Annotated in this window: 19 protein-coding genes and 1 pseudogene; all 20 read left to right on the forward strand. The window is 51.9% G+C overall.

What is annotated here, in order from left to right:
- Window positions 1-95: 95 nt before the first annotated feature.
- The 20 genes and pseudogenes from ACNSPV_RS11150 (at window position 96) to ACNSPV_RS11245 (ending at window position 23,654) form a co-directional block, all read left to right on the forward strand.
- A complete protein-coding gene (locus ACNSPV_RS11150; protein WP_097839649.1) occupies window positions 96-962 on the forward strand; it encodes a VirB6/TrbL-like conjugal transfer protein, CD1112 family in 867 nt (288 codons plus the stop codon).
- Between the two features lie 13 nt (window positions 963-975).
- Window positions 976-1,338 (forward strand): PrgI family protein, encoded by a 363-nt coding sequence (locus tag ACNSPV_RS11155; protein WP_117527059.1) that lies wholly within the window; start codon window positions 976-978, stop codon window positions 1,336-1,338.
- A pseudogene (locus tag ACNSPV_RS11160) lies at window positions 1,313-2,758 on the forward strand (VirB4-like conjugal transfer ATPase, CD1110 family); the annotation flags it as partial. The gene ACNSPV_RS11155 and the pseudogene ACNSPV_RS11160, both read left to right, overlap by 26 nt.
- Window positions 2,759-3,305: 547 nt before the next feature.
- Window positions 3,306-4,988 (forward strand): group II intron reverse transcriptase/maturase, encoded by a 1,683-nt coding sequence (ltrA, locus tag ACNSPV_RS11165; RefSeq protein WP_348583378.1) that lies wholly within the window; start codon window positions 3,306-3,308, stop codon window positions 4,986-4,988.
- A 4-nt stretch (window positions 4,989-4,992) separates the two neighbouring features.
- Window positions 4,993-5,997 (forward strand): VirB4-like conjugal transfer ATPase, CD1110 family, encoded by a 1,005-nt coding sequence (locus tag ACNSPV_RS11170; RefSeq protein WP_348583377.1) that lies wholly within the window; start codon window positions 4,993-4,995, stop codon window positions 5,995-5,997.
- A complete protein-coding gene (locus ACNSPV_RS11175; RefSeq protein ID WP_348583376.1) occupies window positions 5,994-7,727 on the forward strand; it encodes a CD1108 family mobile element protein in 1,734 nt (577 codons plus the stop codon). Before ACNSPV_RS11170 ends, ACNSPV_RS11175 begins: the two co-directional genes overlap by 4 nt.
- A 13-nt stretch (window positions 7,728-7,740) precedes the next feature.
- Entirely contained in the window at window positions 7,741-8,007 is a 267-nt protein-coding gene (locus ACNSPV_RS11180; RefSeq protein ID WP_348583375.1) for a DUF4315 family protein, read from the forward strand.
- On the forward strand, window positions 7,991-8,722 hold the full coding sequence (locus ACNSPV_RS11185) for a DUF4366 domain-containing protein (RefSeq protein WP_348583374.1): 732 nt from the start codon (window positions 7,991-7,993) through the stop codon (window positions 8,720-8,722). The genes ACNSPV_RS11180 and ACNSPV_RS11185 overlap by 17 nt, the downstream gene beginning before the upstream one ends.
- A gap of 99 nt (window positions 8,723-8,821) precedes the next feature.
- Complete coding sequence (locus tag ACNSPV_RS11190) at window positions 8,822-10,843, forward strand: DNA topoisomerase 3 (protein WP_418268278.1); 2,022 nt, start codon at window positions 8,822-8,824, stop codon at window positions 10,841-10,843.
- Entirely contained in the window at window positions 10,843-11,730 is an 888-nt protein-coding gene (locus ACNSPV_RS11195; protein WP_156069794.1) for an LPD16 domain-containing protein, read from the forward strand. The genes ACNSPV_RS11190 and ACNSPV_RS11195 overlap by 1 nt, the downstream gene beginning before the upstream one ends.
- Before the next feature lie 8 nt (window positions 11,731-11,738).
- Window positions 11,739-12,254, forward strand: a complete 516-nt coding sequence (locus tag ACNSPV_RS11200; RefSeq protein ID WP_055187000.1) for a YodL domain-containing protein — start codon at window positions 11,739-11,741, stop codon at window positions 12,252-12,254.
- On the forward strand, window positions 12,244-12,447 hold the full coding sequence (locus ACNSPV_RS11205) for a transposon-transfer assisting family protein (protein WP_015536785.1): 204 nt from the start codon (window positions 12,244-12,246) through the stop codon (window positions 12,445-12,447). The genes ACNSPV_RS11200 and ACNSPV_RS11205 overlap by 11 nt, the downstream gene beginning before the upstream one ends.
- Before the next feature lie 172 nt (window positions 12,448-12,619).
- Entirely contained in the window at window positions 12,620-12,967 is a 348-nt protein-coding gene (locus ACNSPV_RS11210) for a DUF6054 family protein (protein ID WP_055187001.1), read from the forward strand.
- Between the two features lies 1 nt (window position 12,968).
- Window positions 12,969-13,355: a DUF2500 domain-containing protein gene (locus ACNSPV_RS11215; RefSeq protein WP_055187002.1), complete on the forward strand. Its 387-nt coding sequence runs from the start codon at window positions 12,969-12,971 to the stop codon at window positions 13,353-13,355.
- 34 nt (window positions 13,356-13,389) lie between these two features.
- A complete protein-coding gene (locus ACNSPV_RS11220; protein WP_055187003.1) occupies window positions 13,390-14,112 on the forward strand; it encodes an AAA family ATPase in 723 nt (240 codons plus the stop codon).
- Window positions 14,113-14,133: 21 nt separating this feature from the next.
- The gene (locus ACNSPV_RS11225; protein ID WP_348583371.1) at window positions 14,134-15,069 is read left to right on the forward strand and encodes a hypothetical protein; all 936 of its coding nucleotides are present in this window, start codon (window positions 14,134-14,136) and stop codon (window positions 15,067-15,069) included.
- 69 nt (window positions 15,070-15,138) lie between these two features.
- On the forward strand, window positions 15,139-15,396 hold the full coding sequence (locus ACNSPV_RS11230; protein ID WP_055187005.1) for a hypothetical protein: 258 nt from the start codon (window positions 15,139-15,141) through the stop codon (window positions 15,394-15,396).
- Between the two features lie 857 nt (window positions 15,397-16,253).
- Window positions 16,254-16,610, forward strand: a complete 357-nt coding sequence (locus tag ACNSPV_RS11235; RefSeq protein ID WP_081028501.1) for a TnpV protein — start codon at window positions 16,254-16,256, stop codon at window positions 16,608-16,610.
- A gap of 161 nt (window positions 16,611-16,771) precedes the next feature.
- Window positions 16,772-22,876, forward strand: a complete 6,105-nt coding sequence (locus ACNSPV_RS11240) for an ATP-binding cassette domain-containing protein (RefSeq protein WP_418268306.1) — start codon at window positions 16,772-16,774, stop codon at window positions 22,874-22,876.
- A complete protein-coding gene (locus ACNSPV_RS11245; RefSeq protein ID WP_007882992.1) occupies window positions 22,869-23,654 on the forward strand; it encodes an ABC transporter permease in 786 nt (261 codons plus the stop codon). The genes ACNSPV_RS11240 and ACNSPV_RS11245 overlap by 8 nt, the downstream gene beginning before the upstream one ends.
- Window positions 23,655-23,656 lie beyond the last annotated feature (2 nt).

Raw genomic sequence — 23,656 nt, forward strand, 5'->3', positions numbered from 1 at the left:
CGGTGCTATTATGCAGTTTTTGACCCACATTATTTTTCTCCTGAACCTGCTCAAGACCCTTATCAACCATTTCAGCTAAGGACGGTGACTGCTGAATGGAAACCGTTCTTAAAGCCATTGCCGACTGGATCAAAGGCATCCTGACGGCAGGCATTATGTCAAACCTTTCCGGCCTGTTTGACGATGTGAACACCCAAGTAGGCAACATCGCCCAGCAGGTGGGCACCAAGCCCTCCAGCTTTGAGCCGAGAGTGTTCGCCATGATCGAAGCCCTCTCCCGGAACGTGGTACTGCCCATTGCAGGCATCATCCTGACCTTCATCGCCTGTTATGAACTCATCGAAATGATCACCCAGCACAACAACATGGCGCAGTTTGAGCCTGCCCTCATCATGCGCTGGATTTTTAAGACCGCTGTTTCGGTGTGGCTCATCAGCAACACCTTCGATATTGTGATGGCGGTGTTCGACATCACCCAGAAGGTAGTGTCCGATTCCAGCGGCATCATCGCCGGAAACACCCGTGTCAACGATATTGGCTTGTCGATGCTGGAAGCCAGCCTGATGCAGATGGATGTAGGCCCCCTGTTCGGGCTGTTTTTGCAATCCTTCTTCATCGGCATCACCATGCGGATATTGAGCATCATCATTTTTGTGATCGTCTACGGGCGTATGATTGAAATCTACTGCATGGTGAGCCTTGCACCCATCCCCATGGCGACCTTCGGCAACCACGAGCAATCGCACATGGGGCAGAACTACCTGAAATGCCTGTTCGCATTGGGCTTTCAGGGCTTTCTCATCCTCATCTGCGTGGCAATTTATGCGGTGCTGATCCAGAGCGTGGCAATTTCCGGGGATGCCATCAACTCCATTTGGAGCATTGTGGGCTACACTGTTCTGCTCTGTTTCAGCCTGTTCAAAACCAGCTCCGTGACGAAATCCGTCCTCGGAGCGCATTAAAGGAGGTGCTTTATTGGCTGCGTATATTTCCGTTCCCCGTGATTTGACCAAGGTCAAATCCAAAGTGGCGTTCAACCTGACCAAACGGCAGCTTGTCTGCTTTGGCACAGCGGCTCTCATTGGAGTGCCGCTGTTTTTTGTTCTCCGGGATTCCGGCGGCAACACAGCCGCCACCCTTGGCATGATGGCCGTTATGCTGCCTGCATTTTTTCTGGGTATGTACGAGAAAAATGGTCAGCCGCTGGAAAAACTGCTGTCGCACTATGTTCAGGCGCGATTCTTGCGCCCGAAGATTCGACCTTATAAGACCAACAACTACTACGCGATTTTGATGAGAGGAGGGTCAGCCAATGCCGTTTTGGAAAAAGACCGATAAGGGCGGCAAGAAAAAGCCGCCGAAGTCTGCTGTTCCCCGGACAGCACAGCAGTCCATCCCCATGCAGCGGATGTTCGAGGATGGCACTTGCCGGGTGAAGCCGAACTATTATACTCGGACGATTGCCTATCAGGATATCAATTATCAGCTTGCCCAGCAGGAGGATAAGACGGCGATTTTTGAGGAATGGTGCAGTTTTCTGAACTTCTTCGACAGCTCCATCAAGTTTGAACTGTCCTTTGTGAACATGGCAACGGACAGCACAGAGTTTGAGAAGAGCATCCGCATCCCGTACCAGAAAGATGGCTTTGACGATGTTCGCGCCGAGTATTCTCAAATGCTGCGTCAGCAGCTTGCCAAGGGCAATAATGGTCTGACTAAGACCAAGTTCATCACCTTTGGTGTGGAGGGTGAAAGCATGGCGCAGGTCAAGCCCCGGCTCGACCACATCCAAAACGATTTGCTCAACAACTTTCACCGACTGGGGGTGCAGGCAAAGCCCCTGAACGGTGTCCAGCGGCTGAAACTCATGCACGATATGTTCAACATGGACGGCGCATCCAAGTTTCATTTCGACTGGAAAGACCTCGTAAAAAGTGGGCTTTCGGTGAAGGATGCCATTGCACCCACCGCCTTTGCATTCAAGAACAGCCGCACCTTCCAGATGGGCGGTATCTTTTGCGCCGCCAGCTTTCTGAGCATCACGGCATCCGACATCAGCGACCAGCTTCTGAAGGATTTTCTGGACATGGATTCGTCCCAGATCGTCACCATGCACATTCAGAGTGTCGATCAGAATCGTGCTATCAAGACGGTCAAGCGCACCATCACCGAACTGGACCGCAGCAAGATCGAGGAACAGAAGAAGGCAATCCGTGCCGGATATGATATTGACATCATTCCGTCGGATTTGGCAACCTACGGCAGAGATGCAAAAGCCCTGCTGAAGGAATTGCAGAGCCAGAACGAGCGGATGTTCCTCGTCACCTTTCTGGTGCTGAACACCGGGCGCACGGAACAGGAACTGGAAAACAACGTTTTTCAGGCATCCAGCATTGCACAGAAGCACAACTGCAACCTGTGCCGCCTTGACTTTCAGCAGGAGCAGGGGCTGATGAGCAGCCTGCCGCTGGCTGACTGTCAGATCGAAATTCAGCGAGGGCTGACCACCAGCAGCACGGCCATCTTCATTCCGTTCACCACACAGGAACTTTACCAGTCTGGCAAAGAAAGCCTGTATTACGGCCTGAACGCCCTGTCCAACAACCTTATCATGGTGGACCGGAAGAAGCTGAAAAATCCCAATGGACTTATCCTCGGCACTCCCGGTTCGGGCAAAAGTTTCTCAGCAAAGCGTGAAATTGCCAATGCGTTTCTGGTGACGGACGATGATATTATCATCTGCGACCCAGAATGTGAGGTGCGACACGAAGTCGCGTAATGTATTGTGTATAAACACTGCTCTATCCATTTGGAGTAACCCTACTGTGACCTGCACTGGTCAAAAGCCGGCGTTGGGAAGCTCACAGGACAATATGGGAAATCTGCCAGCCTAAAGCGGATGTACTGTTAGGGTAAAGAATGCTATGTCGAACGTAATGTGAATCATCGTAAGGATCGTTACAGGGAATAGGTGAAATAAGGCTGATACACCTACACCAAAAGGTGTTGGAGGTGGCCGAGGGGCCTTTCGCTACCCCGAAGCAAATGGACACAAATCCTCCCGGTTCAAAGATGGCGGCTAAGGCATTCGAGAATTATGCATTACGTGGAACGTGGAAAACCCTATGCGTTCCTTGAACAAAGGTATCGACCTCGCAAGAGGAAGAAATGGCGCAGAGGGTATGAGATGGAATAAAAAGCGAAAGGTTCACTGTAACGGTGAGCATAGGGGTTCAAAATTTGCCCTGACCTGAAAGGGTGCTGACTTATTCCGGGTATTTCATGGCAAGATTGGAGGTATTCCTGTGAACGATAAGTATTCAACGACGGAAGGTAAAACTTCTGAGAAGCTGTCGGACGAAGCTATGTTGAGTGCCCAATGGAAAAACATTGATTGGCATAAGGCAGAGCGGGAAGTCAACAGGCTACAAATCAGGATTGTCAAGGCAACTCAGCAAAAAGACTACAACGCAGTAAAACGACTTCAGTATCTTCTGACACATTCCTTTTACGCCAAAGCACTGGCTGTCAAGCGTGTCGTAACCAACGACGGGCGCAGAACTCCCGGTGTAGATGGTGTTCTCTGGAACACTCCGGCGAAGAAAATGGCAGCGGCTCTATCGCTGACAGATAAAAGGTATCGTGCACGTCCTCTCCGTAGAGTGTATATCGAAAAGAAGGACAAGAAGAAAAAACGTCCGTTGGGGATTCCCACGATGTATGACCGCGCAATGCAGGCTCTTTATGCTTTGGCACTGGAGCCGGTGGCGGAAACAACAGCAGATGGGAAATCCTTTGGTTTCCGAAAAGGAAGATGCGCACAGGATGCCTGCGAATATCTGTTCAATGCACTGTCGCGCAAGCACATTTCTCCGAAGTGGGTTTTGGAGGGTGACATCAAAGGTTGCTTCGACCATATCAGCCATGATTGGCTTCTGGCGAATATCCCCATGGACAAGAACATTTTGAAGCAGTTCTTAAAGGCGGGATTTATCTATCAGCGCGAACTCTTTCCTACCGAGGAAGGAACTCCGCAAGGTGGTATTATCTCCCCCATTCTGGCGAACATGACGCTGGATGGTATCGAGAAGAAGCTGGTCAAACGCTTTCACACGAACGCGCTCGGTAAGGTCGATTCAAGATTTAAGAATGCCCACAAAGTAAACTTCGTCCGCTATGCAGACGATTTTGTGGTCACAGCGGCAACACCTGAACTGGCTCTTGAAGCAAAGGAGCTGATTCGAGAGTTTCTCGCTGAACGCGGATTGGAACTTTCTGATGAAAAGACCGTTGTCACCAACATTGACGATGGTTTCGACTTCCTCGGCTGGAACTTCAGAAAGTATAACGAAAAGCTGATTATCAAGCCTTCCCAAAAGGCGGTTAAGGCTATCGTTTCCAATATCTCTGACACGATTCTCCGCAGAGGAAAAGCGTGGCAGCAAGATGTTCTGATTATGAAGTTGAATGAACAAATTCGAGGTTGGACTAATTACCACCAGTCCGTATGCGCAAGTGATGCGTTCGCGCATCTGGACTATGTCCTGTACGAACTGCTGTGGCGATGGGCTAAAAGACGGCACCCAAAGAAGAACAAGTGGTGGATTTCCACGAGATACTGGCATCGTGTCGGTAATCGGAACTGGGTGTTCTCTACGGAAAACAAGGAGCTGATACGGGCGGACAGCACAGTCATTGTGCGACATACCAAGATAAAAGCTACTGCAAATCCGTTCCTCGATGAGGCGTATTTCCAAAAAAGGAAATTCGATAAAGGAATGCACCGGCTGACTGGAAAATTCAAGATGATTTGGAAAAAACAGAACGGACTGTGCTACCACTGCGGAATGCCGATGGATGTAACGGAAGAAAGAGAAATCTTCTACCTTGCACCAAAGGCAAAGGCTGGCATGGAAGATGTTCGCAATATGCGCTACGTTCATTGCACCTGTCAGCGTATTTATGCTGAGAACCGCTTGAAGAAGTGATGAAATGCTTGAGCCGTATGACGGGAAACTGTCACGTACGGTTCTTAGGCGGGAAGGCGGTGGTAACATCGCTGACCCAGCCGATTACTCGCCGCTGGTGAATCGTTTGAAGGGTCAGGTCATCAAAATCAGCCCCAACAGTACCCAGTTCATCAACCCCATGGACATCAATGCCAACTACTCCGAGGAAGATAACCCGCTTTCCCTGAAAGCTGACTTTATTCTTTCTTTGTGTGAACTGGTGGTGGGCGGCAAAGAAGGGCTGCTGCCGGTGGAGAAAACCGTCATTGACCGCTGTGTGCATTTGATTTACCGCAAATATTTTGCGGACCCCTGCCCGGAGAATATGCCCATTCTTGAGGACTTATACAACGCCCTGCTCCAACAGGACGAGAAAGAATCCCACCATGTTGCCACCGCACTGGAGATCTACGTCAAGGGTAGTCTGAACCTGTTCAACCATCGCACGAATGTGAACGTCAATAACCGCATCGTCTGCTACGACATCAAGGAACTGGGCAAGCAGATGAAGAAACTCGGTATGCTCATTGTGCAGGATCAAGTGTGGGGGCGTGTCACGGCAAACCGCAGCAGCGGAAAGTCCACCCGGTATTATATGGATGAGATGCACCTTTTGCTGAAAGAGGAGCAGACCGCCGCTTACTCTGTGGAAATCTGGAAGCGTTTCCGTAAGTGGGGCGGTATCCCGACCGGATTAACGCAGAACGTCAAAGACCTCCTTTCTTCGCGTGAGGTCGAGAATATTTTTGAAAATTCAGACATGATCATCATGCTGAATCAGGCGGCGGGAGACCGGCAAATTCTCGCAAAGCAGCTCAACATCTCGCCCCACCAGCTTTCCTATGTGACCCACTCTGGCGAGGGCGAAGGGCTGCTGTTTTTCGGCAATGTCATTCTGCCGTTTGTGGACCGTTTCCCCACCGATCTGGAACTCTACCGCATTATGACCACCAAGTTGGGTGAAGTCTCGGAGGGCGCGCAGAAATGAGTGAACCGAAGCTGAACATCAAAGAGGAAACGTCCGCAAAAAAGACCCGTTCTCCCCCGAAAAAAGCCAAGGTGGAGCAGTCGGTGCCCAAAAAGAAAAAGCTGAAAACCGATGCGGAAAAGGCGGCAGAGAAAGCCCAGCACCTGCGGTTTGGCAAGGCGGAACTGACCCCGGACGAGTTGAGCCGATTGAGCAAGGCGCAGAAGCGGGAAATGTACGCCGCCAATGCCGCCCGGTCTGCGGTGCATCGGGAGGTTGAACAGTACGAGGATGAAAACGTCGGTGTGCAGGCGTTGAGCGAGGGCGAAAAGGCGGCAGGAAATGTCCGTGATATTTCCAAAAGCCGCTATGCCCGGAAGCTGAAAAAGAAAGCCAAGATGCAGGGCAAGAAAGGCTCCAAAACCGCAAGATCTTCTGCATCGAAGCCGACTGCGGCACAAGATGCAGGTGCATCTGGCACCGGCGAGGGCGGCTCCAACTGGCTTTCCCGGTGGCGGCAGAAACAGGACATCCGGCAGAGCTACTATGCCGCCGCCCGGTCGGGCACGGCGGCGCAGACCGCAGGCGGCAAGGCGGCATCCAACGGTGCATCTGCTGCCCGGTCCGGCGTGGAACAAGCCGTAGAAAAAGGTAAAACCGCCGTCAGCACTGCCGTAAAGGGGCTGATGAATGCCGCCAAGGGCAACGCACACGTTCTGGTGATCGTGGGAGTTTTTCTTTTGCTCATCCTCATGGTGATGTCAGGCTTTTCCTCCTGCGGCATCCTCTTTTCCGGCGGCACACAGGTGTCCGGGCAGACCATGTACTCCGCCGAGGACAGGGACATCCGCGGTGCAGAGCAGGACTACAAGAAACTGGAGAAGGAGTTGGATAAAAAGATCAAGCGCACCCCTACCGACCATCCCGGCTACAACGAGTACCAGTACCATCTCGACCCCATCGAGCATGACCCGTGGCAGCTCACTTCGTTCCTGACCACCTTGTATGATGACTACACCCGCAGCGAGGTACAAGGAAAATTGAAGGAGACCTTCAAAAAGCAGTACAAGCTGACCACATGGGTAGAGGTGCAGACCCGGTATATGACTGTGTGGGTCATGACTCCCGCAGGAATCCCAGTCCCCACGCAGGTGCCCTACGAGTACCGCATCTTCCACACCAAGCTGGTGAACCGTGGCTTGGAAGTGGTCATTCGGGAAGAACTGAATAACGACCAATGGAAACGTTACGAGATTTTCCAAGATACCTTGGGCGGTAGACCTTATCTATTCAACGGCGGATTGCCGCCCGGTGGTTCGGATGGCTCCGGCGCACCGGGTATTGATTATCAGGTTCCGGCAGAAGCCCTGACTGACGAAGAATTTTCCAAAATCTACGCCGAAGCAAAGAAATACGTCGGTACGCCCTACGTCTGGGGCGGTTCTACCCCGGAAACCGGGTTCGATTGCAGCGGTTATGTCTGCTGGGTCTACAACCAGAACGGCTACGATGTGGGGCGCACCACCGCCAACGGTTTGTGGAACAAGAGCCAGCACATCAGCGAGGCCGAAGCAAAGCCCGGTGATCTGGTCTTTTTCAAAGGAACCTACGACACCCCCGGCATGAGCCATACCGGAATCTATCTGGGCAACGGCATGATGGTTAGTGCCGGAGACCCTATCAAGTACGCAAACATTCACTCGTCCTACTGGGAGAAGCATCTCGCTGGGTTCGGACGGCTTTCAAAATGATTGGAGGAGTTTTATGAGCGAAAAATTGGACAAGCTGCGGGCAACGCTCAAGAAAGAGCAGGAGCGCCGCATCAAGCTGAACAACCGCATTGCGGTTTTGGAACGTCGGATTCAGGAGGAAGAAGCCGCTGAGGTCAGCAACATGGTCCGCACGGCGAATGTGACCCCGGAACAGCTCGCCGCCCTGCTGCGGCAGTCGGCCACCACTACCCCGAACCCGGCTGCGCTGTCTGCCGTGGGTGCAACTTTTGAGAAGGAGGTCGATGCAGATGAAGATTAAGAAACTGGGTGCGCTGCTGGTATCGGCGGCGCTGTGCGCTGGCATGGCGGCTCCCGCTTTTGCCTTTGAGGGCGAAGCCGCCCCCGTGGAGCAGCCTGTTCTGCCGGAAGTGGTGGAGGAAGATGTTGTCACCGTCACGGACGAAACCTCTGGTGCCCTGACCCCGGAGGGCAACCTGACGCTGGTGGATGATTACCACACCGACTATTCCGATGGCAGCGGACAACAGTTCATTACGCTGGTGTCGAAGTCGGGTGCGACTTTCTATCTGGTGATTGACCGCAACGCCAAGGGGCAGCAGACCGTCCACTTTATGAACCTTGTGGACGAAGCCGACCTTCTGGCTCTGATGGAGGAAGATGCTGCCGATGCTTATACCGCTGAAAAAGAAGCAGCGGCGCAGGCGGAACAGGATAAGCTGAAAGCCGAGGAAGAAGCCAAGAAAGTAGCGGAAGAAGCAGCGGCATCCGGCACGGAACAGCCCAAGGAGAACAAGGTCACAAAAATCGCATCCGGCTTTCTGGGCGTGGTCGTGCTGATTGCGCTGGCGGCAGGCGGCGGCTTCTACGCTTTCGCAAAGCAGAAGCAGAAAAAGCAGGCTGAAAAAGAAGCCCTTGACCCCGATGCAGGTTACACCGAGGACAAGGGCGATTTTGAGATTCCCACTGAGGATGAGCCTGAGGACACCGGCGAGGAGGATACCGAACCCATCTGATTTTAAGGCGGCGTTTTGCCGCCTACATATTGCAATTCAAAACAGATTGGAGGGGTTATTATCGCTAAATTGATCGTGACGGAAAAGCCGTCCGTTGCTATGGCTTACGCTAAAGTCCTCGGTGCCACCAACCGTCAGGATGGCTACCTTGAGGGCAACGGTTATCTGGTAAGCTGGTGCGTAGGGCACTTGGTGGAACTGGCACCGCCCAATGTCTACGATGCCAAATACGTCAAGTGGAGCATCGCCGATTTGCCTATCCTGCCGCAAAAGTGGCAGTATCTGGTGTCTGCCAGCACGAAAAAACAGTTTGGCATCCTGCAAAAGTTGATGCAACGCCCGGATGTAGACAGCATCGTGAACAGTTGCGATTCCGGCCGGGAGGGAGAACTGATCTTCCGCTTGGTGTATCAGCAAGCAGGCTGCAAAAAGCCCTTTTCTCGCCTATGGCTGTCCAGCATGGAGGAAAACGCCATCCGGGAAGGCTTTGCTCACCTCAAACCGTCAACTGAATATGATGCGCTGTACAACGCAGCACGCTGCCGGGAACGCGCCGATTGGATGGTCGGCATCAACGCTTCCCGGCTTTTTTCGTGCCTGTACGGTCAGCCTTTGGCGGTGGGGCGTGTTATGACCCCAGTACTTGCCATGACGGTGGTGCGGGAAGCTGCCATTGCCGCCTTTGTGCCGGAGAAATTCTACACGGTTGCCCTTACCCTTGCGGACGGCGGCACCGCATCCAGCAAGCGGTTTGCCCAGAAAGCGGATGCCGAACTGCTGCTTTCCAAATGTCGAAAGGAGGGGCGCGTTACGGTACAGAAGATGGAGCGCAAGGAGAAATCCGAAAGCCCACCGCAGCTCTACGACCTTACCGCATTGCAGAGGGATGCAAACCGTCTGCTGGGATTTACGGCACAGCAGACCTTGGATTATGCCCAAAGTCTTTACGAAAAACGGCTCATCACCTACCCCCGCACGGACAGCCGATTTTTGACGGAAGATATTGCGGCATCCCTGCCGGGACTGGTGACGGACACGGGCAAGGCGTTTGCCGTGGAAGAACAGCTTCCTATCCATGTGCAGCAGGTCATCAATGGCAGCAAAGTCACCGACCACCATGCGCTGCTGCCCACGAAAAGCATGGCAAAAGCAGCCCTTGCTGCCCTCCCTGCCGGGGAGCGGAATATCCTGCGGCTGATTGCTGCACGGCTGCTCTGCGCCGTGGGTGAGCCTTACTGCTATGCAGAAACCTCGATTATCACCATCTGCGCAGGTGAAAAATTTACCGCAAAAGGCAAAGTTGCGCTGTCCGAGGGATGGAAAACTGTGGAGCGGAAAATGCTGGGCAAGCAGAAAGAACAGGCTGTTTTGCCCGATGTTCAGGAGCAGAGCCAGTGTAGCGTTGCCGGTGCCGAACTGAAAGAGGGTCAAACGTCCCCGCCGAAACACTTTACCGAGGACCTTCTACTTCATGCGATGGAAACCGCTAGTGCAGACAGTATGCCGGAGTGTGTGGAACGTCAGGGCATCGGCACCCCGGCAACCAGAGCCGCCACCATCGAAAAACTGGTGCAGAAGGGCTTTCTGGAGCGGAAGGGCAACAAGAAAACCAAGGTGCTGCTGCCCACGGATAAGGGCAAAGCCCTCATCACCGTGATGCCCGAAGAAATCCAATCCCCGGAAATGACCGCCGATTGGGAAACAAAGCTGCTGCAAATCGAGCGTGGCGAAATGGAGCCGGGTGAATTTATGACCGAGATCAATACGATGATTACCGAACTGGTAAAGAACACGGAAATGAAAAAAGGAGTGAATGCGCTTATGAAAAACAAAATCATTGGTGTCTGCCCGAATTGCGGTGCAAATGTTGTAGAGCGTGAAAAAGGCTGGTTCTGTGAATCCAACCCTTGCCGTTTCGTGCTGTGGAAGGACAATGCGTTCTTTAAGCGTCTGGGCAAGCGTTTGGATGGCCGAATGGCGGACAAGCTGCTGCGGGATGGCCGTGTCCGGCTGAAGGACTGCAAGAGCGCCAAGGGCAAGACCTACAACGCCACCGTCCTGCTGAGCACTGAACCCGATGGCCGCAGCAAGTTTTCGCTGGAATTTGAAGGTGGATGCTGATGGAGCAGATAAAAGAAGCGGTCTACCTTATCAACGATGAACGCTATCTGCATCTCCGAGAAAACGGTGCAGGGGTCGGCTTTGCCACTTATAACAAGGTAACTGGTGAGCCGCTGGAAAGCGGGCAGATCTCGGAAAAGAACCTGCCGCCCGATGGCAGGAACGCCATTCCTGCTGCCCGGAACTGGTATCTGTTTGAACTTTCGGACGATGACCGCAAGGCCATCCAACAGGAAAGCGTAAAGATCCTCGAAAACATCCCGCAAGCTGGTATCGGCAGACGGCGCATCTGGGAGCCTGAAACGCTGCCGAAGGATATTCGTCTCATCAACAGCCACTATGACGACCTCTACCGCATTCCCGATGGCGGAGTTGTACAGGTGGATTACCCGGATGGGCGCAGCTTTACGGCACGGCTGGAACATCTGGATGATTACCACTTTGACATGGGCGGTTTGGGCAATGTGTTCCACATCTGCCAGTTTGCCGAGGTCATGGAACGAAACCATGCAGACTTCTACCCCGAAATTCAGACACAGGACGAGCAGGCTGCATGGGAACTGGGCGGCAAGGGCTATCTTGCTATCCAGTCCTGTGAGGACGGCTGGAACTACACTATTTACCACAGTGATTATTCCGTAATGGACGGTGGGCAGCTAGATGCCCCGGAACTGACCATTCAGGAAGCCCGTGAGCAGATTCTGGAAGCACACCACATGGAAAAGGGTCGGCGGCTACTGCAGGACTACGATGCAGTCATGGATAAAGTTGCGGAAGCCGAGGAACTGAGTGCAGACCATCGCCCTTCCACACTGGAAAAGCTGGCAGAACTGGCAAGTGATACGTCTGCGCCAAAATCCTCTGCACGTTCTGCGCCAGAACTGTGAGGTGGACGATGCAGCAAAAATGGAACCAGAATTTTGACGGTGAACCCATGACGGACATCCCGCAGAAGTTTCTGAACGCAGGGTGCGATGTTTATATGGTGATGCAGCTACGGCATGACGAAAAAATCTTCGATGAAAGATTTGCTTCTATGCGGGAGTTGAATCGTCGAGGCAAAACGCCCGACCCGGAGCATTACGAGGTCACCTACTATGCTGATCTGCCCGCCATGTGGCAGGATGTGCCGAGCGACGAGGTTTTGGAAGAGCTGTTTCAGATGTTCAACCTCTCCCGTCCGCAGGATTTTGAGGGGCACAGCCTGTCCGTCAGCGATGTGATTGCACTCAAACGCAATGGCGAGATATCTGTGCATTATGTGGACAGCATCGGCTTCAAGGAACTGCCGGGGTTTCTGGACAAGCAGCCGGAACGCCCTTCGGTGCTGATGAATCTAAAGGAAAAGTGCGATGCCCCGGAGTGCAATCCCACGGTATGCCGGAAAGTGAGGGCTGAACATGAACTTTAACCATGAGGAACTGATGCTGATGATGCTCTACAACACCGGCACCCGGATGGGGCTTGTCCACGAACTGCGGCTCATGCAGTGCTACCTGATGCCCGATGAAACCGCCCTGCGGGAACTGTCGGAGGGTGTTATCGAAAAGCTGAAGCTGCTGACCGATGCGGAGTTTGCCGAACTGGAATTTCCCCCGGACTGATTTTTGCCGCCTGCGGGCGGCGTACATAAAGTATTTTGTTCTTCCAAAAGATATGCTATAATCAAATCAGACAAAAATCCTCTTTTCAAGCGATTTCTCCGCAATTTTCCCGTGGCTCTGCTCGTATCAAGATTAAGGGACTGAATTTTATTGTCAGAACGGAGGAACCATTATGGCAATCTTTGAAAAGACCATCCGAAACAAAAACTTTGACAAGTTGCTTCGGAAGCTGGAAAATGAAATTCCAGACAGCAGTTGGTCTGCAGATTTGGAGGCAGGCAGTGATTTCAAAGAGGGCGATGCTCGGTGCAGTGTCCGGGTGTTTGAACGGTACAGCATGATGGGCGGCAACCGCCTGAGTCTGACTCTGACCATGTTCCAGAATGCGGACAGTCCGGTTCGGCTGTCTGCCATCACCGCAGGAGGCAGTCAAGCGGTGTTCTTCAAGGTGAACACCCTCGGAGAAGAATCTTTTCTGGACGATATAAAAGAGCTGCTGGAAGAAATTCTGGAGGAGTAATATGTTTTTTGGCTGGTTTAACGCTGTGTTCAGCATAGTATTCCCACTTATCTTTTTCGGATTGATGTGTCTATTTATTTTTACGCTGATTTCAAATCTTCGCACATGGAACAAAAACAATCACTCACCCCGTCTATCTATTCCGGCAGCAGTAGTAGCAAAGCGAACTGATATTTCGCATTCCGACACTGCAAATGCTGGAGATTTGTCTGGTGCACATGGATATAGAACCAGCACCTACACTTCCTATTATGTGACCTTTCAGGTAGAAAGCGGAGACCGGATGGAATTTGAAGTGGACGGAAGCGATTATGGTCTGCTCGTGCAGGGCGACATCGGAAAGCTGAGTTTTCAGGGCACCCGCTATCTTGGGTTTGAGCGGAACTAAGTGTTCTCCTACACTATATAGTAAGGAGTGCTGTATGAACGATCTATTTATCCAAGGGCTGACCATCGACTGGAACAGAGTTCGCCCATACAATTATGTTCGTCAGATTCCTGCCATCAGTGGAATCGACACTTTTACATTCCATAAGCCCATTACGTTCTTTGTTGGCGAAAATGGAAGTGGAAAATCTACGCTTCTGGAAGCAATCGCTGTTGCTTACGGCTTCAACGCAGAGGGTGGAACGAAGAACTATTCATTTTCCACATACAACTCCCATTCGGAACTATGTGAGGCTATGACGATTTCCAAGGGGTATCGCAGACCAAAGTTCGGGTATTTTCTCCGAGCAGAGAGTTTCTATAATGTAGCCACCAAGGAAATCGACTATTCCGATGACGATCATCCCTCCAAAGGCTATCACCAAAAATCACACGGTGAAAGTTTCCTCGCCATTGCGCAGGACTACATGGGTGCAGATGGAGTCTATATTTTTGACGAGCCGGAAGCCGCTTTATCCCCGCAGCGGCAGCTCACGTTACTGATCAACATTTATCGGTGTGCCCAAGAAGGGGCGCAATTCATTATCGTATCACATTCACCCATTCTCCTCGGAATGCCTGATGCTGAAATTTTTAGCTTCGACAATGGCACGATTCATCCTTGTCAGTATGAAGATACGGACAGCTACGTTATCACCAAAACATTTGTAAATAATCGGCAGCATTTTTTGAACCAGCTTCTGAACGAAGAGCCGTAATGCCGGGAAAGGACATTCCATATGAGTGATTCTACGTTGAAAGAACTTTGGCAGCAGGTCGCTGAAAAGAAAAGCTGCGAAGCAAAACAGAAAGAACTGACCGCCCAGAGAGATACGCTTGCTGACCGCCTGAAAAAGCTGGAAAAATCCAAGCTGGCAGAGCAGGCTGATGTGGACCGTCTGGAGGGACACAGCCTTGCCGCATTTTTCTATCAGGTCATCGGAAAGATGGATGAGAAGCTGGACAAGGAACGGCAGGAAGCCTATGCAGCCCGTGTTAAGTACGATGCTGCTCTCCATGACCTTTCTTCCGTTGATGCCGACTTGGAGCAGATTCAAAATAGACTGGCACGGCTGTCCGATTGCGAAAGTCAGTATCAAGCTGCTCTTTCCGAAAAAATCAAAAGCATCAAAGCCTCTGCCCACCCTGCCGCACAGCAGATTGCGGAAAGCGAAAGCCGCATTGCCGCACTGAAAGTCCAAAAGCGGGAGCTGCTGGAAGCCATCAACGCCGGAAAGACTGCCTTGCACACGGTCAATGAAGTTCTCGAAACCCTCGACAATGCCGAGGGCTGGAGTACATGGGACGTAATGGGCGGTGGTCTAGGGGTGGATCTCGCCAAGTATGCGGAACTGGACGATGCGCAGGAACAAATCGAACAGCTTCAAGTGGAACTGCGGCGGTTCAAAACTGAGCTTGCTGATGTTGAGATCACCGCAGACCTTCAGGTTACGGTGGACAGCTTTTTGAAATTTGCGGATTTCTTCTTTGACGGCCTCTTTGCAGACTGGGCAGTTCTGGATCACATCAATCAGGCACAGAGCCGTGTAGAGAACACCAAGGGCCAGATCAAGCGTGTCCTCGCACTTCTGAAAAAGATGCGCGAAGATGTTGATGTCCAAATCGCTGACGAAAAAGAGAAGCAGGAGCAGCTTGCAGTGGAAACCGAGCTGTAGGGTTGGAGTGTTCGCTTATGTAATATGCTCAATTCGACAACTCGGAATTTGACAAAGGAACGTGACCATATGAAAAACAACAGCCCGCAAAAGCACGCTTTCATTTCTTGTCTCATCTTGGTAACAGGAATATTGCTCGTGGTAATAGGCGCAATGACAACAAAGGAGTACAAAATCAACCTGTGCCTGTTAATCGGTGCAATAGTTGTTATTGGCGGCATTGTATATCATCTCATTATGATGAAATGTCCTTATTGTGGCTGCTCGCTTGTTGGTTATAGACCAATCCCTAAAGAGTGCCCAAAGTGTCATAAAAAGTTTGAATAATAATCGATCTTTATTACATCCCTTGCGGGCAACCCTAAAACGGTTGCTCGCTATTTTTATACCCTAAAATCTGAAGAAGGAGGCCAAAATGCCAAGCAAAACCGAAGAATACCTTGCCCTCGCCCAGCGCACGGCCAACGGCTTGACCCGGTACTGGGAAAGCTGGACGGACTACCTGACAACCGCATCCCGGCTGTACAAGTATCCCTTTGCAGACCAGTTGATGATCTACGCTCAGCGACCCGATGCCACAGCCTGCGCCGATTACGACGTCTGGAACAACCGCATGAACCGGTATGTCCGGCGCGGCTCCAAGGGTATCGCTCTGCTAGACGAATCCAGCGGATTTCCCCGCCTGCACTACGTTTTCGATGTGTCGGACACCGGGGTGCGCCGTAATTCCCGTGACCCCGACCTGTGGCAGTACAACGATGACCTGAAACAGCCGGTTTCAGAAATGCTCGCCGCCACCTACGGCATCAGCGGAGAGCGTGTCAGCCAGCAGCTTGCGGATGTTGCCGGGAAGCTGGTGGCGGATTACTGGGACAACAATGGTGGCGATATCCGTGCCATCGTTGACGGGTCGCTCTTGATGGATTATGATGATGCCGGGGTGGAGATACAGTTCAAAAGCGCTGCTGCAATCAGCGTCACCTACACGCTGCTGGAACGCTGCGGGTTTGAGCCTGCCGGGTGGTTCGACAAGGACGATTTTCAGGCAGTCTACAATTTCTCCACCCCGGATAGTGTCTACGCCCTCGGCGCAGCCGTCAGCGACATGAGCCGGGAGGTCTTACGCCAAATTGAGCGCACCGTAAAAACCACCATCCGCCGCCGCAATGCAGAAAGGAGCCAATATGAATATGAACAGCAGGAACGTGACCTACTCGACCGTCGGGGACTACCAGCTCCCGAACCTGACTTTGACCCAGCCCCGGAAGCCGCTGGGCAAATACGGCAGGCTGCGCCGGACGTACCTGAAAGACCATCGCCCGGTGCTGTACAACACGATGCTCCTGAACGGGAGCCTGTACCCGCACCTGATGGAAGTGGAGCAGACGGCAGAGAGCCGGATGCAGCAGACCATGGAGCAGCTTCTGAAACAGACCCCGGCCCCGGACAAGGAGAACCGGCAAATGGAATGGGTGCAGCACATGAACAGCCTGAAAGCGCAGGCAGAGGAACTGGTGCTGATGGAATTGATTTACAGTTAAGTTTCTTTGATGCCCACATCCCCACCGAAGCCCAGCAAATCGAAACCATCGACCAAGCGGAGAGCGAAAAAACGCCCTCCGCTTTTGTTTTGTCACAGGCTGAAATTGAGAACGAGTTGCGTAAGCATGGTTCGGGATTTATGGGCGGCAAACAGCGCATTATGGCACTGTACCAGACCCAGCCCGACCGCAACCTCCGCGCCAAAGCGTTGGCAAAGGAGTACGGAATCGGTGGGCACTCCCACGATTTTCTGGACGGCAGTCGAGGCTTCGTGAACCACGACTGGAAGGGGCTGGAATTTGACCATTACCCTGAGCACCAGAAAATCACCCTGAAATGGGCACAGGTGGAAAAGTATATCGACCTGATGATCCAGTCCGACCGCTACCTGACGGACAAGGAAAAGGAGCATTACACGCCGCCCGTCAGCGCAGAGCCAGATGCCACCCTGACCCATGCCAAAAACCTGATCCGGGAATTTTGTCAGGAGGAGTACGACTCCGAGCCGGACTTTTCCGATCTGACTAAAATCGGCATTGCCTACACCCACGCCACCGATGAGGATATTCCCATTCAAGTTAATGTGGATTTGGTGGGATACCGTGTGGAGCGGTATCTGGGCGAGGTGCTGATAGACGAACGCCAGTACGAAAGTCTGGAAGAACTGACCGAGACCGAGTTGGAAGCACTGGATTTTTCGGAACTGGTCAGCGTTACGGACGAGGAACTGGAGCATTACCACAACAAGGCGGAGGAGCACCCGGCACTGTTGCCGCTGGATGCCGCCACCGAGTATAACACCCTGAAGGAGCAGCACCCGGATGCGCTGGTGGGTTTTGAACAGGGCGGTCAGTTTGAGTTTTACGGCGAGGATGCCCGGAAGGTCTGCGAACTTGTAGGTGGAAAGCTGCTGGAAAAGGAAACGGAATTGGGCACAGTCCCGGTCACCGGTTTTCCCCGCGACCAGTGGGCATACCGTGCCAAACAACTGTGGAAGTGCGGCGAGAACATCTACCTTGCCGGACTGAACGAGGACGGCACCCACCACCAGACCAAGTATCTGCGCCGGGAAGATTATCTGCCGCTGGGCACTACCATCCACATGGAGGGACGAGCCTTCCGAGTGGATACGGTAAACTATGATAGGGGTAGCGTGACCCTGCAGGATGTGGCACTGGCAGAAATGCGAATGCCAGTTTTCCGGGAGGAACCGCTGGCTCTTGTCCGGGAGTTGTACGAGCAGGAACAGGATGTGATGGAACACACCCTGCCCGATTACAAGGTCGGTGACAACGTTATCGTTGATTTTCCTACCCGAACCATCGAAGGGAAAATTGGCTATGTAGGTGAAACGGATGTTCGTATCGACACCAGTGCGCACGGGCAGTCATGGGATAACGAAGTTATCAATAAGCAACAATTCGAGGAGAGCTTGCGGCAGAACGGACCAAATTCTACCCGGCCAGTTCGTACTGAAAAAACGGTTGCCGTATACCCCGCCAAGGAAAACAATCTGCCGTTTGACATTGTAATTCAGACGATAAGCACAGAATCGCCCACAGTTGAAGCGGAACGCCCCACACTTGAACTTGCCGGGAACTTCCACATCACGGATGATGATTTGGGTGTCGGAGGCCCCAAACAGAAATTCGCCCGGAACATCGAAGCCATCCGTACCCTGTTCAAGCTGGAAGAGGAGCACCGGGGTGCCACCGCCGAGGAGCAACAGGTGCTTTCGCAATATGTGGGCTGGGGCGGTCTGGCAGACGCTTTTGACCCCAACAAGGAAAATTGGTCTGCCGAGTACACCCAGCTGAAAGAACTGCTCTCTGAGGATGAATACGCCGCCGCTCGCGCTTCTACTCTGAACGCCCACTACACCAGCCCCACCGTGATCCGTGGTATCTACGATGCGGTGGAGCGTATGGGTTTCCGCAGCGGTAACATTCTGGAACCTAGTATGGGTGTGGGCAACTTCTTTGGGATGCTGCCGGACAGCATGGCAGACAGTCGGCTGTACGGCGTAGAGCTGGACAGCATCACCGGGCGCATCGCCAAAAAGCTGTATCCGCAGGCTGATATTACTGTTGCTGGTTTTGAGACCACCGACCGCCGTGATTTCTACGATTTGGCGGTGGGCAATGTGCCTTTCGGTCAGTACAAGGTCAACGACAAGGCATATAACAAGCTGGGATTTTCTATCCACAACTACTTTTTCGCCAAGGCCATCGACCAAGTGCGTCCGGGCGGCGTGGTGGCGTTTGTCACTAGCCGCTACACTATGGACAGCAAGGACAGCACCGCCCGCAAGCACATGGCAGAACGTGCCGATTTGCTGGGTGCTATCCGTCTGCCCAACAGTGCGTTCCGTGCCAACGCTGGTACGGATGTTGTCAGTGACATTATCTTTTTGCAGAAGCGTGACCGCCCCGCGGATATCGAGCCCGCATGGGTGCAGTTGGGGCAGACTGAGGATGGATTTACTCTCAACAGCTATTTTGTAGACCACCCGGAAATGGTGTTGGGAAATTTGGAACTGGAAAGCACCCAATATGGTCATGACCTGACCGTTGTACCCATCGAGGGCACCAGCCTTGCAGACCAGCTTGCCGAGGCGGTGCAGCACATCGAGGGCAATTACACTGCGGTGGAGATTGCTGCCCCGGACGTCGCAGATGCGGAAGCACAGCGCAAAACGCTGCCCGCAGACCCGACTGTGAAGAATTTTAGCTATACGGTTGTTGATGGCGAGATCTACTACCGAGAGAACTCTATCATGACGCAGATCGAACTGTCCGACAATGCCAAAGGCCGTGTAGCTGGTATGGTGGAGTTGCGGCAGATCGTCAACGAACTGATTGACCAGCAGTTGAACGACTACCCGGACGAGGACATTAAGGCAACGCAGGAGCGTTTGAACGCCGCCTACGATGCCTTTACTGCAAAATACGGGCTGATCAACGACAAGAAAAATGCCCGCCTGTTCGATGACGATAGTTCCTACTATCTGCTCTGCTCGTTGGAAAACTTGGACGAAAATAAGAAGCTGAAAAGCAAAGCGGATATGTTCACCAAGCGCACCATTCGCCCGGAGCGCACCGTCACCAGCGTGGACACCCCCAGCGAAGCGTTGGCGGTATCTATTGGTGAGCATGGCAAAGTGGACTTGCCCTATATGGCAGAACTGCTGGGTACACCCGGCGAGTACGGGCGCATTACCGCAGAGTTGTCCGGTGTGATCTTCAAAGACCCTGCCGCTGATCCTACCGACCCGGAAGCCGGCTGGCAGATGGCAGACGAGTACCTGTCCGGCGATGTCCGGGCAAAGCTGCGGATGGCGCAGTTTGCCGCCGAAACGAACCCGGAATTTGCCGTCAATGTGGATGCGCTGACTAAGGCGCAGCCAAGAGAACTGGAAGCCTCCGAAATTGATGTGCGTTTGGGTGCCACTTGGCTTGCCCCCTCCATCGTGCAGCAGTTCATGATGGAAACTTTTCAGCCGCCCTATCGTATCCGCTACAACAATGCCATCACCGTTCGCTACTCCCCTTACACTTCCGAATGGCGAATCAGCAATAAATCTGCTACTGGCTTCGGTGACATTATGGCCACCGAAACCTACGGTACCCGCCGAGCCAACGCTTACAAGATTTTGGAGGATACCTTGAATTTGCGTGACAGCCGCGTTTATGATACCATCGAGGAGGATGGGAAAGAAAAGCGTGTGCTGAATCAAAACGAAACCACCCTCGCCCAGCAGAAACAGCAGGCCATCAAGGATGCGTTCGCTGGCTGGGTCTGGAAAGACCCTCAGCGGCGTGCCTTATTGGTGAAGAAGTACAACGAGCTCTTTAACAGCACCCGCCCCCGTGAATACGATGGTTCCCACATTCATTTTGTGGGCATGAACCCGGAGATCAATTTGCGAGAGCACCAGCGCAACGCGGTTGCCCATGTGCTGTATGGGTACAACACCCTTTTGGCGCACGAAGTCGGTGCCGGCAAGAGTTTTGAGATGGCGGCTTCCGCTATGGAACTGAAACGTCTGGGCTTGTGTCAGAAAAGTCTTTTTGTCGTGCCAAACCATTTGACGGAACAATGGGCCAGCGAGTTTTTACGCCTGTACCCCAATGCGAAGCTGCTGGTTACCAGCAAGAAAGATTTTGAACCCGGTAATCGAAAAAAATTCTGTGCGAGAATTGCGACCGGTGACTACGATGCAGTTATCATCGGACACAGCCAGTTTGAAAAGATACCCTTGTCCGCAGAACGACAGGAGCGTCTGATTCAGGAACAGATGGATGAAATCGAGGAGGCCATCGAAGAAGCGAAAGCACAGGTTGGCGAGCATTTCACAGTAAAGCAGCTGGAAAAGTTGCGCAAGTCTCTGAAACAGAAACTGGAAAAGCTGCAAGGCGCAGACCGTAAAGATGATGTGGTTACGTTTGAACAATTGGGCGTAGACAGGTTGTTTGTGGATGAGAGCCAAGCGTTTAAGAACCTCTACTTGTACACGAAAATGCGTAATGTCGCAGGTTTGAGTACGAGCGAGGCACAAAAATCCAGCGATATGTTCGGCAAGTGTCGCTATCTGGATGAAATCACCGGTGGCCGTGGCGTGATTTTTGCAACGGGTACACCCCTGAGCAACAGTATGACCGAGATGTACACCCTCATGCGCTACCTCCAGTACAACACCTTGCAGCAGAAAGGGTTGACCCATTTTGATGCGTGGGCTTCTACTTTTGGTGAAACTACTACTGCCATCGAACTTGCCCCAGAAGGCACCGGATACCGTGCACGCACTCGTTTTGCGAAGTTCTTCAATTTGCCTGAACTGATGGCGATGTTCAAAGAAGCAGCAGATATCAAGACCAGCGACCAGCTTCATCTCCCGGTGCCGGATGCAAAATTTGAGACGGTAGTGGTCAAACCTTCGGAAATCCAACAGGATATGGTGCAGGCGTTGAGCGAACGTGCAGCCGAAGTCCACAGCGGTTCTGTTGACCCCTCGGTGGACAATATGCTGAAAATCACATCGGATGGCCGCAAAATCGGTCTTGACCAGCGGTTGATGAATTCCGCTCTGCCCGATGACCCCAACAGCAAGCTGAACGCCTGCGTCAACAACGTCCTGCGCATCTGGAACGACACCAAGGAGCAGAAGCTGACCCAGTTGATTTTCTGCGATATGTCTACTCCAAAGGGCGACGGTTCGTTCAACGTCTATGATGATATCCGCTCCAAGCTGCTCAATGCTGGTGTGCCCGAACAGGAGATCGAGTTCATCCACAACGCAGATACGGAGAACAAGAAAGCAGAACAGGAGGTTTTGAATATGGATACAAATTATATCATTGAAACAAAAAATCTGACGAAGCAATACGGCTCACAAAAGAGTGTGGCTGACTTAAATATCCATGTGAAGTTTGGGAGAATTTACGGTCTGCTGGGCAGAAACGGAGCCGGAAAAACCACTACCATGAAAATGCTGTTGGGCTTAACGAAGCCGACTTCCGGGGAGGTCAAAATCTGGGGAACGTCTTTGCAAGGGAACGAAAAGAAGCTGTTGCCCCGTATCGGAAGCCTGATTGAGTCCCCCGGTTTTTATCCCAATCTGACCGGCACAGAGAACCTGCGTATCTTTGCTACTCTGCGGGGCGTACCAAACAATCATGCTATCAAAGATGCTCTGGATCTGGTAGAACTGCCCTACAAAGATAAAAAGCTCTTTTCACAGTATTCTCTTGGTATGAAGCAGCGGCTTGCCATCGCCCTTGCCGTTATGCACGATCCGGAGCTTTTGATTTTGGATGAGCCGATCAACGGCCTCGATCCCATCGGTATTGCAGAAGTACGCTCCTTTATTCGGGAGCTTTGCGACGCAAGAGGAAAAACTATTTTGATTTCCAGTCACATTCTTTCGGAGATTTCCTTGCTGGCTGACGATATTGGAATTATTGACCACGGTGCATTGCTGGAAGAAGAAAGCCTTGCTGAGTTGGAGCAAAAAAGCAGTAAACATATCCGGTTTACGCTCTCTGATACTGCACAGGCGGCAAGAATTTTGGAACGCAATTTCCATGAAACCCATTTTTCCATACAAGACGACCACAATCTGCGTCTACACAATATGGAGCTACCCGTGGGGAAAATTGTAACTGCTTTTGTAGAAAACGGATTGGAGGTATCAGAAGCACATACCTGTGAAGAAAGTCTTGAAGATTACTTCAAGCGTGTGACAGGGGGCGAAGGAATTGCTTAAACTAATCAAATGCGAATTTTTGAAATTGAAACGGAAGAAATTTATTCCGCTGATTATTTTGGCTGCGTTCCTGTTTCCAATCCCGCTGACTTATCTGATGACAACGCCCTCTATGATGGAGCGATATACGGATCGGGCAGATGCTTTCGACGGACTATTTAACATGGTGTTGGGATATGGTATCCAGTTTTTACTGCCCTGCATTATCGGTGTGATTGCCGCTATCCTGTTTTTTATGGAACGCGACAACGACACATTCAAAAATCTGCGTACAATTCCCGTAACCAGCACGCAAATGGTGCTTGCAAAAATTATTGTCCTGTTTCTCTTTGGAATTGTTTTTTGTGTGGCTTCTACCATTGCAACAATTCTTTGCGGATTTGGAACATTGGAAGTTTATGGAATAGGCTATAAATTGTTTTTAGCGGTTGAAACAGGAATTTTCATTACGGCAGGAACACTCCCGTTGATCGTTCTTGTTGTCTTTTTCAGTAAGACCTACGTTTTTTCCATTTTGCTGTGTGTCTTTTACAGTGTTCTGAACATGAGTGCTACGGCATTGTTTGACACGCTGCCTAAAACCATGTTATGGCTTCTGCCCACGCCACTGACTACATTTTGGAGTGCAGGAGATATGGCGGCTCATGGAATAAAAATGGACTTGGAGCAAATGACAGGGCTAATTCCTTCAACATTTCAAGTTGTATTCATTCTTGGGATCATGGCATTGGTTTCGTTCTTACTAATTGACAGATTATATAAGCAGAGGGGGGAATAAAC

The sequence above is a fragment of the Faecalibacterium sp. 3 genome (genome assembly GCF_048323735.1).
In the GTDB taxonomy this organism is placed as follows: domain Bacteria; phylum Bacillota; class Clostridia; order Oscillospirales; family Ruminococcaceae; genus Faecalibacterium; species Faecalibacterium wellingii.

Coding starts and splice junctions, on each gene's coding strand:
- ACNSPV_RS11150 (WP_097839649.1), top strand. CDS start 96: ATGGAAACCGTTCTTAAAGCCATTGCCGACTGGATCAAAGGCATCCTG.
- ACNSPV_RS11170 (WP_348583377.1), top strand. CDS start 4,993: ATGCTTGAGCCGTATGACGGGAAACTGTCACGTACGGTTCTTAGGCGG.
- ACNSPV_RS11175 (WP_348583376.1), top strand. CDS start 5,994: ATGAGTGAACCGAAGCTGAACATCAAAGAGGAAACGTCCGCAAAAAAG.
- ACNSPV_RS11180 (WP_348583375.1), top strand. CDS start 7,741: ATGAGCGAAAAATTGGACAAGCTGCGGGCAACGCTCAAGAAAGAGCAG.
- ACNSPV_RS11185 (WP_348583374.1), top strand. CDS start 7,991: ATGCAGATGAAGATTAAGAAACTGGGTGCGCTGCTGGTATCGGCGGCG.
- ACNSPV_RS11190 (WP_418268278.1), top strand. CDS start 8,822: ATGGCTTACGCTAAAGTCCTCGGTGCCACCAACCGTCAGGATGGCTAC.
- ACNSPV_RS11195 (WP_156069794.1), top strand. CDS start 10,843: ATGGAGCAGATAAAAGAAGCGGTCTACCTTATCAACGATGAACGCTAT.
- ACNSPV_RS11200 (WP_055187000.1), top strand. CDS start 11,739: ATGCAGCAAAAATGGAACCAGAATTTTGACGGTGAACCCATGACGGAC.
- ACNSPV_RS11205 (WP_015536785.1), top strand. CDS start 12,244: ATGAACTTTAACCATGAGGAACTGATGCTGATGATGCTCTACAACACC.
- ACNSPV_RS11210 (WP_055187001.1), top strand. CDS start 12,620: ATGGCAATCTTTGAAAAGACCATCCGAAACAAAAACTTTGACAAGTTG.
- ACNSPV_RS11215 (WP_055187002.1), top strand. CDS start 12,969: ATGTTTTTTGGCTGGTTTAACGCTGTGTTCAGCATAGTATTCCCACTT.
- ACNSPV_RS11220 (WP_055187003.1), top strand. CDS start 13,390: ATGAACGATCTATTTATCCAAGGGCTGACCATCGACTGGAACAGAGTT.
- ACNSPV_RS11225 (WP_348583371.1), top strand. CDS start 14,134: ATGAGTGATTCTACGTTGAAAGAACTTTGGCAGCAGGTCGCTGAAAAG.
- ACNSPV_RS11230 (WP_055187005.1), top strand. CDS start 15,139: ATGAAAAACAACAGCCCGCAAAAGCACGCTTTCATTTCTTGTCTCATC.
- ACNSPV_RS11235 (WP_081028501.1), top strand. CDS start 16,254: ATGAATATGAACAGCAGGAACGTGACCTACTCGACCGTCGGGGACTAC.
- ACNSPV_RS11240 (WP_418268306.1), top strand. CDS start 16,772: ATGGCACTGTACCAGACCCAGCCCGACCGCAACCTCCGCGCCAAAGCG.